This window comes from Caballeronia sp. HLA56, assembly GCF_054655155.1.
In genome coordinates, this window is record NZ_BAAHOB010000005.1 from 2,322,947 (window position 1) to 2,336,005 (window position 13,059).

At 55.6% G+C, this 13,059-nt stretch carries 10 protein-coding genes and 1 tRNA gene; 5 read left to right on the plus strand and 6 right to left on the minus strand.

Features of this window, described 5'->3' with window-relative positions:
• Positions 1–30: 30 nt before the first annotated feature.
• Positions 31–828, plus strand: coding sequence for a hypothetical protein (locus tag ACYQ47_RS30450; RefSeq protein WP_459908455.1), 798 nt, complete (start codon positions 31–33; stop codon positions 826–828).
• Positions 829–853: 25 nt separating this feature from the next.
• Here the strand turns inward: ACYQ47_RS30450 and ACYQ47_RS30455 are convergent, their stop codons facing one another.
• Together ACYQ47_RS30455 and ACYQ47_RS30460 are read right to left on the minus strand one after the other, a co-directional pair.
• Complete coding sequence (locus tag ACYQ47_RS30455; protein ID WP_459908457.1) at positions 854–1,978, minus strand: hypothetical protein; 1,125 nt, start codon at positions 1,976–1,978, stop codon at positions 854–856.
• A 53-nt stretch (positions 1,979–2,031) separates the two neighbouring features.
• Complete coding sequence (locus ACYQ47_RS30460; RefSeq protein ID WP_459908459.1) at positions 2,032–3,432, minus strand: KAP family P-loop NTPase fold protein; 1,401 nt, start codon at positions 3,430–3,432, stop codon at positions 2,032–2,034.
• Positions 3,433–3,631: 199 nt separating this feature from the next.
• On the opposite strand from ACYQ47_RS30460, the gene ACYQ47_RS30465 reads away from it, so the two are divergent.
• The 3 genes from ACYQ47_RS30465 (at position 3,632) to ACYQ47_RS30475 (ending at position 7,010) form a co-directional block, all read left to right on the plus strand.
• Positions 3,632–4,081 carry a hypothetical protein gene (locus tag ACYQ47_RS30465; RefSeq protein ID WP_459908461.1) on the plus strand — a complete coding sequence of 150 codons (450 nt, stop codon included), beginning with the start codon at positions 3,632–3,634 and terminating at the stop codon, positions 4,079–4,081.
• A gap of 1,102 nt (positions 4,082–5,183) precedes the next feature.
• Positions 5,184–5,624 (plus strand): hypothetical protein, encoded by a 441-nt coding sequence (locus tag ACYQ47_RS30470; protein WP_459908463.1) that lies wholly within the window; start codon positions 5,184–5,186, stop codon positions 5,622–5,624.
• 192 nt (positions 5,625–5,816) lie between these two features.
• The gene (locus tag ACYQ47_RS30475) at positions 5,817–7,010 is read left to right on the plus strand and encodes an Arm DNA-binding domain-containing protein (protein ID WP_459908465.1); all 1,194 of its coding nucleotides are present in this window, start codon (positions 5,817–5,819) and stop codon (positions 7,008–7,010) included.
• A 48-nt stretch (positions 7,011–7,058) separates the two neighbouring features.
• On the opposite strand, the gene ACYQ47_RS30480 is transcribed toward ACYQ47_RS30475, so the two are convergent.
• The 4 genes from ACYQ47_RS30480 to acs all read right to left on the minus strand — a co-directional run bounded on the left by ACYQ47_RS30480 (position 7,059) and on the right by acs (position 11,816).
• Positions 7,059–7,148 (minus strand) — tRNA-Ser (locus tag ACYQ47_RS30480).
• A 43-nt stretch (positions 7,149–7,191) separates the two neighbouring features.
• On the minus strand, positions 7,192–9,216 hold the full coding sequence (locus ACYQ47_RS30485; RefSeq protein ID WP_459908467.1) for a sodium:solute symporter family protein: 2,025 nt from the start codon (positions 9,214–9,216) through the stop codon (positions 7,192–7,194).
• A complete protein-coding gene (locus ACYQ47_RS30490; protein ID WP_459908469.1) occupies positions 9,213–9,566 on the minus strand; it encodes a DUF4212 domain-containing protein in 354 nt (117 codons plus the stop codon). The genes ACYQ47_RS30485 and ACYQ47_RS30490 overlap by 4 nt, the downstream gene beginning before the upstream one ends.
• 267 nt (positions 9,567–9,833) lie before the next feature.
• Positions 9,834–11,816, minus strand: a complete 1,983-nt coding sequence (gene acs / locus ACYQ47_RS30495) for an acetate--CoA ligase (RefSeq protein ID WP_250464367.1) — start codon at positions 11,814–11,816, stop codon at positions 9,834–9,836.
• Positions 11,817–12,119: 303 nt separating this feature from the next.
• Here acs and ACYQ47_RS30500 point away from each other — a divergent pair, with 303 nt between their 5' ends.
• Positions 12,120–13,019, plus strand: a complete 900-nt coding sequence (locus tag ACYQ47_RS30500; RefSeq protein ID WP_459908471.1) for a DMT family transporter — start codon at positions 12,120–12,122, stop codon at positions 13,017–13,019.
• The last annotated feature ends 40 nt before the right edge of the window (positions 13,020–13,059 follow it).

Genomic DNA, 13,059 nt, shown 5'->3' on the forward strand with positions numbered 1-13,059 from the left:
GATCCTCACGGAGGACTCCACGGGTACCCTATGACACTCAACTTGGACCAAGTAATTGCGGATGCTGCGGCTAATGCAATTGACCCGGATAGGTTTAAATATCCTCACCTATTTACGGAATACAGATTTACTCAAGAGGAGATAGATAAGCATCATGCTACTTTCAAGGAGCAACCTGCTAGCGTAGATCATCCTTATCAGTATCTTGGTAAGCTAGCCAATAACCGTCCTAAATACATTAAGTTGGAGGATTCTAGATACATTCCTTGGTCTGGTAGATATAAGGTGGTTCCTAGGCCTAGGCTTAAGCGTGCGGGTTGGATTATTAACAAGCAAGCCGAACGCTCCACCGTTACATACCTGGAGCCTGATACTTGGCTTGATACAACTACAGGAGAGCTAATAACGAAGCAGTCTGCTCGTAAGGACGGTATCCGCATTCCCTTATCCAAATCCATATCAGACCGGATGATAGACACAATCGGCCGGATTAAGCAGTGTGCTCCTAAAGAGCGCGCATTTATTGCCTATATGCTCAAGATGCGTAACCGAAGGGGTGGCTTGGTAGTTGATCTTAACACAGCATTAGAGCTATGGATTAATCATACTTACCCGGAAACGCGGAGCACAGATAAGTCCCGGCTTAAAAAACGCCTAGCCAAAATTCTAGAGCGGCGGCGCATTATGATTAATTCTCAGACCTTGGCTAGCGACTTGCAGATGTTAGGCAACCCCACTAAGCAGGAGATTATCGAGGAGTCGGCCAGAGTTTTTGAGGTACTCAAGCCGAGAGCCATGCATGGTATGGGCGCGTTAGCTTTTAAATAATCCTCGGTTGATTTAGTCAAAACAATCAAAATGGAAAATCCTCGTCAAAGACGCATTCAACTTCAGACCTATAAACATCCTTGATTGCCGTCTTCGCTGCATCCAAGTAAGGCTTTTGGTTGAGCTTTTCTAAATCAAGTGGCTCGTCGTCCGTTGGTACTCCAATAGTGAAGGTATTGGAATCATTGCGCGACCATATGTTGGCCTTTCTCAATGCCTTATAGTAGCTGGACCCAAGATTGCCTTGCACCCTAACCGCAGCTAAGTGTAACTTATTTCGGAAATCGTCAATTAACACCACTCGTCGAGCGTAGTCTTCAAGTACGCCATCGTAAGGTGCGGCGTTGGTTTCCCTCATCACATTGACATTGGCCCGATGAAGGCGATCTAAATCGTCCAAGAGCTCCTTTAGATTATCCTTCGTTGAAAAGCATACTCTAGCAGACACGTCTTCGCGCTTTGCGATATACCGTGCGATATGCGACATTGAATCAATCTCATCGCCTTTAATCTCTTCACCATCAAAATGAAGTTTTATAAACTTGCCGTCTGTTAGGCATACAGAGTTGAACTGGTACACTCTCGGCTTGTTACGGCGTTTATTGCCACGCGCCGATTTCTCATATAGCAAAGCTTTGATCGTTGATTGTACCGAAGCGAAAATGCTTGCGTCACCGCGACTTACACCTAATTTTTTCGGTTCCGTCAAAAGCTCTTGCATCGCAAATACTTCGTGATCAGGCACCGTCATTGTCTCTTTAACTCCAAGTTTCCGCACACTACTATGATACATTTCTTCCCATGTGTCGCGAGACAACTGATATGCAAGCGGCTTGTGATCCGTGTAGTAGTGGAACGGCTGCCAATTAGAATTTGGATCATTGTGGTTTGCGGCGCGCGTGAGGAACGCCCAATGCGCGGCCTCACTTTTCTTACAACTAATAATAACCGCCGTTCTCAAATCAAAATCAGGTAAAGTGGACGCTTTGTAAGCAAGTATATCAATTTCGCGCGGCTTATTTTCATCGTCATCCACATAATATCGATTAGAAATGATTTGCCACTTGTGCTCACGAAGTTTTTCAGCAACAAAATTTTCAAACGGAAATCCTGTGGCTCTTACCCCCGCAATAAACGGTTCAAAATCCATAACGTCCCCTTTACTTTGCGGTTGCGATCACACTTCGATTGTCACTTCTTTCTTCACATACTGAAATGCCCCATACCAGAAACTAAGTCTTGGTACTTGCGAAGGTCGGCTAACTCTGTTTTGCTGTTAATATTTTGTATTGCATACTGGACTCCCATCCAGTCATCCGAAAAGTTATAAATATCGTCGGTCCAAATTCCGCGCAAATAACGCAACGACCAATCTATAATTGCCGCTTGCCTTACCAACTGGGAATTTGAGGCAGCAACGGTTTCCTGCACCGTGATACGCATATCGCCTCTTTCTTTCAAATACTGTTGGACGGCAGCGGGCCCCGGGTCTTGGAGGTACCGGTCGAACGCATCCGAATGGCCAACATATAGCATGGTTAGCAGCGCGAGCAAAAAGAGATTAAGGTCCTGTTTCCGAGTGACTCGTATTGAATCTACGATGTCGATAGATCGTTGAAAGTCTCTAGTCGTCAGCCGGAGAGCTTGCGCAAGCAGAGACAACACACGAGGGCTCGACTCGCGCGAATTGGAATGAACAAAAACGTTGACAAGACGTTCGTCGTTTAGCATATTGCGCTGCTGGAATATAGCAGCAGCTAGATCGTCGTACGATGGACTATCGAGCCGCGATTCATGGTCAAAAAATCGTCGAAGATATTTCTTCGAATCAAATTTCTGACCGTAAATCGCGCTGATAGAATGAGCTAACTGCGTCGAGTCAGTGGCAATGATCGTGTAGACGTTCGGCACTCTAAAGATATGTTTTATATTTTCGAGTAGCTCTATTGCAAACGAAGGCCGGCAACGATCTAATTCATCGACCATTAGAAAAACTGGCAGAGATGCATTGTTTTCGTCTCTCGCGGAGAGCGCAAAATCCGCCAGCGCAGACTTGAAATTTGTAATCGCAGAACGCACGTCCTTGTTTTCTTTTTCTAGGTCACGCTTAATTGCCGCTGTGACGTCGGGAGATGATTTCTTTGCAGCCTCAATTAGTTTGTCCGCGTCGATCCCGGTAAAATTTTTAACGATTGCGAAACCAATCGAAGGTGCCGATGCCTTTATTACGCGGGCTCCCTTCTTTATCACATTGCGTGCTTTCGCACGCACATTTTGCTTTAACGTCATTCCAGCAGTCAGCTGACCTTCAATCTCGGCCATGAAGCCGACAAACGGATCGCTTGAAAAGTCATTCTCCCAAGCGTCGAAGTAGACTACGGGATGGCCGTGCTTGCGAAGCATCTTGGCCCACTCCATAAGGAAGTACGTCTTACCAAGGCCCCACTCGGCATTAACATTCAAGACAAAGCTCTCATTGCCGGGAACGCTACCGGCGACGCGATGCCGCCCTACCAGAAAGTTAGTTAGGAACTCGGCCGCAGCTTTTCGACCAAGCAAATCCCTCTCGAAGGGCGATGATTCATCAATTGCGGTGTTTGTCATCTGAGAGCATATGCATTTCGATACCGTAAATGATAGAGCATCCGGCTTATAATGTGGGCAACCCACTCTGTTGAATTCAGGTTATATGTAAATTCTCTAGGATCATCTAGGATGCGGGACAAGACCCTCGAATCACCCGTTCAGCATCGATCGAGGAGGCCGCCGCTATCGGCCCGGATACGCGCTTTGCGCGCGTCGAATGCAACACACCCCGCCCAATACGGGCATCGCTTACGCCTGTCTAGCTGTTTTCTATATGCTTGGCAAGCATGCACTAATAAACCTGCTCGGAGAGACAGTACCGCGCGAAAAGGTAGACCTGGTTTTTGAGTTGAGCGGCCCGAACCACCCGCCGCGCGTAGCGGAGGACGGAACTAAGATTCCGCACCGCATTACGGTCAAGGAAACCAAGAGCCCTAACGAGAAAGCCAACTTCTATAAGTTGTTTGCGGCCATGAACGCAGCGCACGGCGGCGGTGCTACCCACTTGGTGCAAATGCTCGGCAAGCTATTCCGCGTCGAGGTATCCCACAAAAAGAGCGCGGACGGCAAGGCTACGTTTGCAAACCTTAAGGGACCAAATGGCTATAACGTGCGCGGCGTGACGTACCAAGACGAAGACGAGCGAGACCAAGACGGTAGCCGTTGACCCCGCTATCACAGAGCTTAAGGCGTTCGTGTGGGACCTCGCTAATAAGGCCCTTTGGGACAGCATCTACATTCCGGGCAAGTACGGGGAGCGCAAGAACGGTAAGGGCGAAGTTACGTCCCCCGCCAAGAGCAAGAGCGTTCAACAATAGCGCATTATGGCCGCCGCTAACTTTGCGGAGATTAAGGACCTCGTAGGCGTGGCGGACAGGAGCCAGACTGGCTAGCGTAAACTACTCCCGCTACCAGAATAGCGCTCTTCAAACCCGATTCTTACGGGTTCGAACCGAAACACTTAATTGCACAGTCGATGACGTCCCCTACGGCCGCGTGTCCGTGCTTACGTAGGCAGTCGATATACTCCTGCGGCGTAATGCGCGAACGGTAGCAATCGATCAACGGCTTTACCACGGCGGCACTGGCACATGCTACAAGACACGCTGTTAGCGGATCATGCAAACCAAATGCGTTAAGTTGGACCGTATCGTTTCCGAAGTCGGTAGATGCTCCTACCTCCAGAGCACGCTGCAAGGCTGGGCTTCGTAGAACAAGGCCGAATGTCATGCTTACATCATAAGCCGTTTCGTCGTATCGATAATCCAACGTCAGATCGAGCGGCGTCCCCGCGACCAACGCCCCAATGCTAAAAATCTGTCCGGATACCATGCGGTTTCTCCTGAGAAATAGACCCAACGTGCGGTATCGCTGCTAGCTAGCTTATCCATTTGATCTGAACGATCTGTCTGTGATCGCAGCGTGTTCACCTGCAAGGCAAGACTTCATCTAAAGATAGAACACAGTCTTTTGTTACGGAGGATCATTTTGGCCGACCCAAACCAACTATCAGAGCAAGTGAAGGCTGTACGAGCACAAATCCTCAGACTTAAGGATGAGACCGAGCGGCTAGCTAATCGGTCCGCCTGGGTTCCGTGGGCCCAAGCGGTGGCGTTCTTTGGCGCGACGTTGCTCATCGCCTATGGTTTATAGGGTATTTATCTTTATGGATTGGAGACGTTTTCTGTCAACGTAAATAACCATTAACTGACAGCTTGATAGCACCCGCTTCTTATGTCCTAGACTGGATATTTTCCAGTGGAGGTCTTATGAGCACGCCTGATATCAACTTAAACCTTCTTTTTGACACCAGGAAGTTAAGAAAAGCCGTAGATGACTTATTGGCCGATCCAGGCTTATCTGAGGAAGAGAAGATCAAATTAGAGTTAGAGACGCAAACTGGATTGGCTAGACACAACGCGATATCAACTATTTTTCAGCCATTAACGGAGGCCTACTACAAAGACCGTCGGAGGAAAGATAGATCTTACGACCCTGAGAAAGATACTACATTCAAATACACACATGAGTTAGTACACGGTGTTTTAGACCGGCTCTGGAGTGAGATTGAGCCTAGGCACGAACTCAGAAAGCGTATATGGGCAGCAAATCACGCAAGGCATTACATTGGGCAGTATTTTCTTGAATTTTTGAAGGTCTACGACCTAGCATTCCCTGCCAAGGAACCACAAAGGAGAAAACATGAATGAATCTATGCACCTGTCGGTGCGTTCGGGTGAGTAATTCGGACTGCGCTACGTCACTATCTCCAAATTCGCGGAAATGTCGGGATTTTCGGAGCATGCGATACGCAGCAAGATAAGCAAAGGTTTTTGGTTGCCGGGCGAGGTAGTAGTTCGAGCGGGCGGACGACAACTGATAGACGTTAAAGGATATGAAAAATGGGTAGAGACGGGCGGGGAGTTAGGAAGGTTTCAGACAGCAGTGTACAAATCTCCTTTACCTACAAGGGCGTAGTCTGCCGAGAGCGCTTGCAGATCAAACCAACTACGGCAGGCCTCAAGCAGGCCGAGCGAATCCGGGCCGAGATTCTCCTCAACATCGAACGCGGCATTTTCAATTATGCCAAGGCGTTCCCGGACTCGGCCCGGGCCTCGATGTTTGCCGAGTACAAGGGCGAGGTCAAGGCCGTGGCCGATTACTTGGAGGCTTGGCTGGATAGGCAGAAGAAATTCCTTAAGTCCAGCACCGTAGACGGCTACCGCAAGATTATCGAGTACCTCCTTATCCCACGTTTCGGCAAGAGCACCCTAGCCGACCTCTCGCGTACAGCGTTTCGGGATTGGCTCGATAAGATGGACTGCACGAACAAGCGCCTCTCTAACATTCAAAGCGTTGCACGCAAGGCACTGGACGACGCGGTACAAGACGGCCTTATTGCCACCAATCCTCTCTACGGTTGGACGTACCGCAAGAAAGAGCCGCCCAAAGAGCACGACGACATAGACCCATTTGACGCCGAGGAGCAGCGGGCGGTTATTGCCGCCCTACCCGCTCAAGCCGCGAACATGGCCCGGTTTGCTTTCTGGTCTGGTTTGCGAACTTCGGAGCTTGTGGCTCTGGACTGGTCAGACGTGGATTGGGTTAAAGGCGTTGTCGTGGTAAGGCGCGCGCTGACTCAAACCGCCGAGGAAGCGGAGGACACAAAGACCAAGACAAGCCGCCGCGAGGTTAAGCTCCTGCCACCTGCCCGGGCCGCGTTGGAGGCGCAGAAGGAACATACGTACCTAGCGAATAAAGAGGTATTCCAAGACCCGCGTAACCTCGCCCGTTGGACCGGAGATTCACCGGTTCGGATAGTTTGGACGAGAGCATTGCGCAAGGCGCAGGTACGTTATCGCAAGCCGTATCAAACGCGACACACGTACGCATCTATGATGCTCTCTGCGGGTGAACACCCCATGTGGGTAGCTAGGCAAATGGGCCACGCAAACCAGAACACGACAGTGCGTATCTATGCTCGTTGGATGCCGAGCGCGGACCCTAATGCAGGCGGTAAGGCGGTAGAGAAATTCGCTGCGGAGGCGCTGCGATTAGCGTGCGATTCGGAGACGAAACATGCCGAAAATAGCTGAATAAATCGCACTGGCGTGAAACTAAGCACTTGATTTTTAACGTTATTCTGGCGGAGAGAGGGGGATTCGAACCCCCGATAGGTTTTACCCTATACACGCTTTCCAGGCGTGCGACTTAAACCGCTCATCCATCTCTCCGGAAGACCGCGATTATACCAACTTCCCGCCGCCCCGCCACCCCCTACGGATGTCGAATGTAATCGACGAGCGCGCGCGTGTAAGCATCCGGCTTCCGGTCGAGAAGACTCACGACGATCGCCACCGCAAAACCGGCCGGCACACCGAAGACGCCAGAACTGATCGGCTCGATGCCAAGCCAGCGATGCCCAGCGAAGCCGGTCAGTTGCACGAAGAACGGATACGTCGACACGATGTAATACACACACACGACAAGCCCAGCAATCATCCCGGCGACCACGCCGCGCTGCGTGGTGCGCTTCCAGAACACACCGAGCACCAGCGCTGGAAACAAACTTGATGCCGCCAGCGAAAACGCGGCTCCCACCAGAAAGAGAATATTTCCCGTATTGAGCGACGCCACCCACGATGCCAGCAACGCCACGCCCAGCAACAAGATCTTGGAAATGGTGACGCGCCGCTGACTGGTCGCGTTCTTATCGACCATGCAGTAATAGACATCGTGCGAAAGCGCATTCGCGATGGTCAGCAGCAAGCCATCCGCCGTCGAGAGCGCGGCCGCCAGCGCGCCCGCCGCGATCAATCCCGATATCACGTACGGCAAGCCCGCGATCTCCGGCGCGGCAAGCACGACCATGTCGGGCTGCATCTGGATTCCCGCCCAACGCACGATGCCATCGCCATTCACATCGCTGATATGGATGAGATACGGCTCCACGCGCCGCCATTGCGTGACCCACTGCGGCAGGTCCGCGAACCGGTGGCCGACAATGCCCGTCAGAATCTCGTGCTTGATGAGCACCGCGAGCACCGGCACGGTCAGATAGAACAGCGCCACGAAGAACAAGGTCCAGCCAACTGAGCGCCGCGCCGATGCCACCGATGTGGTCGTGTTATAGCGCGTGAGGATGTGCGGCAGACTGGCCGTGCCGATCGACAGGCACAGCAGCAGCGACAAGAAGTTGAGTTGATGCGAGCGCGGCGTCTCATCGCTCGCGGAGTCCGGCGCGAAGGCTTCGACCATCGAAACCGGAGCCGCGACGCGCTCGGTCAGAGCATCGCGTTCGCGCGCCCACTTGACTTTCGCATCTGCGGGATCGCGGGGGAACGAAGCCAGTTCGCGCTCGCGCTCGTTGATTTCGCGCAGCGGTCCGTTATGCCGGCGCAGGTCCGCGACTTCGTTGACGAGACGGCCGTGTTCGTCGAAGAACGACTTCGGCAGCGCGTCGATACGCTGCTGCATTCGCGCCGCCTGACGCCGATAATCCATCCGCACGCGCGCTTCGTCGGGTGACGCCGCGACTTCACGCTCGAGTGCTTCGACTCGCTCCATCACGCGGCCATAGTTGAGTTGCGGCAGCCAGCCGAGGCCTTCGCGATGCGCGATCATCGACACGGGAATCAGCATCGCGCTGATCAGAATGATGTACTGCGCGACCTGCGTCCACGTCACCGCGCGCATGCCGCCGAGAAAGGAGCACACGAGAATGCCCGCGAGCCCGCAAAAGATGCCGATGGAAAACTCGATGCCGATAAAGCGCGACGCGATCAATCCGATGCCCTGAATTTGCGCGACGAGATAGACGAACGAGCAGAGTATCGCCGCGATGGCCGCGAGCGCGCGCACGAGGTTGCTGGAAAAGCGCGTGCCGAGGAAGTCGGGAATGGTGTAGCGCGCGAGTTTGCGCACGTACGGCGCGAGCAGGAACGCGACGAGGCAGTAGCCGCCGGTCCAGCCCATCACGTAGGCGAGGCCGTCGTAGCCGCTTGCATAGATCGATCCCGCGAGTCCGATGAACGACGCCGCCGACAGCCAGTCCGCCGCGGTCGCCATGCCATTGAACGCCGACGGCACGCGCCGGCCCGCGACATAGTATTCGACGAGATCGGACGTGCGCGAAAGCAGTCCGATGACCGCATACACCGCGATCGGCACGAACAGGAACACGTAGCCTATCCACATGCCCGGCCCGGTCGTGCGCTCGACGCGCTCCATCAGAAAGATAAAGAGCAAAAAACCGAGCGTATAGAGCGCGTAGGCGAGGATCAGCCGGTTCGTGAGCTTCATCGCGCGGCCGCGTCCATTGCGTCTTGTCTCGCCGATAACGCGGCCGCGCGCAACAGACGCGCATCGGCAATCTGCATCAGCACGATATAGACGAGGATCAACGCGACATAGACGAGTATCGCGCCTTGCGCCCCGAAGTAGAACGGCAGCGGAAAGCCCGCGACGCGCACGTGCGCGAGACGCTGCGCGAAAAGCGGCCCGCCGAACGAGACGACGAAACCGATCGTGAGCAGCACGCCGATCAACGCGATATTGAAGCGCCAATACGCCCGATGCGCGCGCGCCATTGCCGCCGGCACGAGCGGCGGAGCGGGAAGCGTGGGTGGCGCGGAATCGGCGGGCGGCGGCATGACCATGCGGTTATTTACCAAAACCGCATGGTATCGGCAATCGGGGACTACAGCGGGATGGGATGGGCGGACGCGGATCGAGTTCGAATCTAACTGCGTTTGCCCTGGCTGGACAAGTCCGCTGCCGAGACGACCGAATGGAATGGCACGGAGACGGAGAGGCTCACGTACCTGCCCTCGTCGATCGAGCTGAACCGCAATCACGGCATGCGGCTAAACGCGATGCGGCGCGCGCCTTGACGTGCGCGACACATCGCAAACCGTCCCTCAACGCGCCTCGCCGAGCTGATCCAGAATAGCCGGATTCTCGAGCGTCGAAACATCCTGCGTGATCTGCTCGCCCTTCGCGAGCGAACGCAGCAGACGCCGCATGATCTTGCCCGAACGCGTCTTCGGCAAATTCTCACCGAAGCGAATGTCCTTCGGCTTGGCAATCGGTCCGATCTCCTTGCCAACCCAATTGCGAAGCTCGTTCGCAATCTGCTTCGCTTCATCGCCCTCAGGACGATCGCGCTTGAGCACGACGAACGCCACGACGGCTTCACCGGTCGTGTCGTCCGGACGGCCGACGACTGCCGCCTCCGCGACCATCGGGTTCGCAACCAGCGCCGATTCGATCTCCATCGTCCCGAGCCTATGACCGGAGACGTTCAGCACGTCGTCGATACGGCCCATGATCGTGAAATAACCGGTGTCCTTGTCGCGCACGGCGCCATCGCCCGCGAGATACAGCTTGCCGCCGAGTTCCTCGGGAAAGTAGCTCGACTTGTAGCGGTCCGGGTCGCCCCAGACGTTGCGCAGCATGGACGGCCACGGACGCTTGACCACCAGAATGCCGCCTTGTCCGTTTGGCACGTCCTGGCCGGTTTCATCGACGATAGCGGCCATGATGCCCGGCAACGGCAACGTGCACGACCCCGGCACGAGCGGCGTCGCGCCCGGCAGCGGCGTGATCATGTGGCCGCCGGTTTCGGTCTGCCACCAGGTGTCGACGATAGGACACTGCCCGCCGCCCACGTTCTCGTGATACCACATCCACGCTTCGGGATTGATCGGCTCGCCGACGGTGCCGAGAATGCGCAGGCTCGACAAATCGAAACTCTTCGGATGGACCTTCTGATCCGCTTCCGAGACCTTGATGAGCGAGCGGATCGCAGTCGGCGCCGTGTAGAAGATCGTGACCTTGTGGCGCGCGATCATCTCCCAGAAACGGCCCGCGTGCGGATACGTGGGCACGCCTTCGAACATGACTTGCGTCGCTCCAATGGCGAGCGGCCCGTACGCAATGTAACTATGTCCCGTGATCCAGCCGATGTCCGCCGTACACCAGAAGACATCGCCCGGCTTCATGTCGAAGGTCCACTTCATGGTCTGCGCGGCCCACAGCAACACGCCAGCCGTGCTGTGCTGGACGCCCTTCGGCTTGCCCGTGGAACCCGACGTGTACAGAATGAAGAGCGGATGCTCCGCGCTCACCCATTCCGGCTCGCACGTCGCCGGTTCATTCTCGACTACGTCGTGCAGCCAGGAGTCGCGTCCTTCGGTCCATTGCACCTTGCCGCCCGTGCGGCGATACACGATGACGTTCTTCACCGCCTCGCAGCCGCCGGCCGCGAGCGCTTCATCGGCGATGCTCTTGAGCGGCAACGCCTTGCCGCCGCGCATCTGCTCGTCGGCGGTGATGAGCGCGACCGCGCCGACATCGACGAGACGTTCGTTGAGCGACTTCGACGAGAAGCCGCCGAACACGACCGAATGCGTCGCGCCGATCCGCACGCAAGCCTGCATGGCGACCACGCCTTCCACCGACATCGGCAGATAGATCACCACGCGATCGCCCTTCTTCACGCCGCGCTTTTTGAGTGCATTGGCCAGACGGCATACGCGGTCGAGCAAGTCCTGATACGTGACGTTGGTGACCGTGCCGTCGTCGGCTTCGAAGATGATGGCGTTGTCGCCGCCGCGGCCCGCTTCGACATGGCGATCCAGACAGTTATACGAAGCGTTCAACTCGCCGTCTTCGAACCACTTGTAGAACGGCGCCTTGGATTCGTCGAGCACGCGGGCAAAGGGCTTGTGCCATGACAGCGTTTCGCGCGCGAGCCGCGCCCAGAAACCTTCGTAATCGCGTTCGGCTTCGGCGACGAGCGCCTTGTAAGCCTCCATGCCGGAGATGGCCGCGCCCGCCGATGCTTTCGCAGACGGCGGGAACACGCGTTTTTCCTGAAGAACCGATTCGATCGCAGACATCGACAACCTCTCTGATGGTGATTCCAAAAGCCGGCGGCGCGCTTCGTTGCTATCGCGTGCCGCATGTTATGAAGTTCGAAAGCCGGAAAGCGTGCTTCGTTCCCGGCCGAACCTTGTCTCCTTTGCAGAAACGGCGTCGCTCGTAAAGCGCTGCCATCCCGCATGTACTCCAAGATATGCCGTTCAACTTACCCGCTTCTTACGCGCGCCGGTCAAGAGGCACGGGGTATACGCGGAGTCGCGGCGGCTTCGATTACAATGCGTCCCCACAATCGTAACTGAACTCGCAGTGCGGATTCCAGCTTGAATCGCTACGCCTTTTTACTCATCGCAGCCATGCTGCTCGTCGGAAGCAACGTCGGTATCGGCAAGTCCATCGTCGCGTCCGTTCCCGTTCCGCTCTTCGCGCTTCTGCGCTTCGTGATCGCCCTCTTGGTCCTTTGGCCGCTCTTCCGGCTCCCCAAGATGAGGCAGGTCGCGCGCGGCGAATGGATCAACCTCTTTCTGCAGGCATTCTTCGGCACATTCGGCTTCACGCTTCTGATGTTGAATGGCGTCGCACGCACGAGCGCGGTCGCGGCGGGCGTCATCACGAGCACGATTCCGGCTGTCGTCGCGCTCTTCTCGTGGCTCTTTCTCAAGGAGAAGCCGAGCGGACGCGCGTTCGCATCGATCGCGCTTGCGATTGCGGGCGTGCTCGTCATCAACGTCGCGCAAAGTGGCGATGCCTACGCCGACGGCAGCGCGGGCTCGCTCACGGGCAATCTGATGGTGCTCGGCGCGGTGTGCTGCGAGTCGCTCTATGTGATCCTGTCGCGGCGTCTGACGCAAACGCTGCCGGCCATCGACATCTGCGCTTATACGCATGGCATAGGCTTCGTGCTGATGCTGCCGTTCGGCGCGGCTTCGTTTGTTGCGTTCGACTGGCGCGGCGTCGAACCGCTCACCTGGGCGCTCGTACTCTGGTATGGACTCTCGGCGAGCATCTTCTCGTTCTGGCTGTGGATGAAAGGCATCCGCCATGTCGACGGCAGTCTCGCCGGCGTGTTCTGCGCCGTGCTGCCGATTGCCGCCGCGATCTACGGCATCGCGTTTCTCGGGGAGCGGCCGAGTTTCGCGCATGGCATCGCACTCGCCTGTGTGGTCGCGGGCATCGGGCTCGCGAGCATGAAGACGCGCGCGGCGGTATCGGTTGCCGAGTAGTCGCGCCGACACGCGCGCATTTTGAAAGCCGGGCGGATCG